We start from the raw sequence: 1,248 nt of genomic DNA, 5'->3' as shown, positions 1-1,248 counted from the left end.
TTGCCCGAACTAAGCTCATTGCGAGTGATTCAGGGTTGAAGGTTCTGTTGGTTATGGATGAGGATGCTTTTGCAGAACACAGTAATGTTGTGAAATATCCTGTGCTGAGCGTGATGAACATCCTCGACGATGCACTTCTTCCAGAGCTGAGTAGCGTGGACTGGAACCCCCCAACACCCAAAAACTCTTGCTACATTATTTACACCTCGGGCACAACAGGAAAACCCAAGGGCGTGGTTTTGGAACATGCAAACATTTGTTCTTTCATTCAGCATGGGGCATTACATTTATCCAAGGGTCTAGGTCCAGGGGGTCGATGCTTGCTCTCAAGTCCCATGACCTTTGACGTAAGCTGTGGTATTCAGTTCCCCACCCTTTCCCTAGGCGCCACTCTGGTGCTCGCACCCAAGAGTACATTGCTGAATGAGCTAGAGCTACTCATCAACACAATGAAGGTAAGATGACTGGGTTGTTATTTCATGTTTATTACACATACGCTGCTTGTTATTCCATTGTTTGTCTGATGCTTGATATGTTTGCAGATCACACACCTCAAAATGACTCCATCACTCTTTGAGCTTGTTGTCAACTGTGACCTCCGCTCGGTGGAGTGCATTGATCTTTCTGGAGAGTGTGTGCTACAGCACCAACTGGAAATGTGGCGTGACAAGGTCAAACACTTTGTGATTGGGTATGGCATCACAGAGACATTCTGGTGCACTGCACTGGAGTTTGATAACAGCACAGAACATGCATCATCTAATGTCATTGGGTTCCCCTTACCTTATGTTACCTACTACGTGCTAGATTCGCACCTGCAGCCATTGCCAGTGGGTGTGTTGGGTGAGCTCTACATTGGGGGTGATGGCGTAGGAAGGGGCTACCTCAACCGTCCTGACCTTACGCGCAAAGCCTTCATTAATAACCCTTTCAGCTCTGATGATGGAAGCCGCTTCTACAAGACGGGAGACATGGTCAAACTGCTTCCTGATGGATCCATTTTCTTCATTGGGCGGAATGATGGGCAAATCAAAATCAGAGGCCAACGTGTGGAGCTAGGAGAGGTTGAGATGGCTCTGCGATCCGTGAACTTATCTGTTACACGGGCTGTGGTGTTGGTGCATGAACAGATCCTGGTGGGCTTTGTGACACCTGGGGGTGTGGATGCATCTGCTGTTAAGACTGGTGTTTCCAAGGTGCTGCCACACTACATGGTCCCTTCTGTGGTACTTTCCGTGGACTTTATCC

2 protein-coding genes are annotated in these 1,248 nt (G+C 48.3%); both read left to right on the top strand.

Translation table 11 applies throughout. The annotated features are described in order from the left end of the window. On the top strand, positions 1-464 hold a 464-nt coding region (locus GY791_14410), incomplete at its 5' end, for an AMP-binding protein (protein ID MCP4329617.1). Between the two features lie 72 nt (positions 465-536). Beyond that, positions 537-1,248 (top strand): amino acid adenylation domain-containing protein (locus GY791_14405; GenBank protein ID MCP4329616.1); only part of this gene is annotated, 712 nt, incomplete at its 3' end.

The sequence above is a fragment of the Alphaproteobacteria bacterium genome, from assembly GCA_024244705.1.
GTDB lineage: Bacteria > Pseudomonadota > Alphaproteobacteria > JAAEOK01 > JAAEOK01 > JAAEOK01.
The sequence above is the reverse complement of the archived record's forward strand: the minus strand, read 5'-3'. Positions and strand labels throughout refer to the sequence as shown.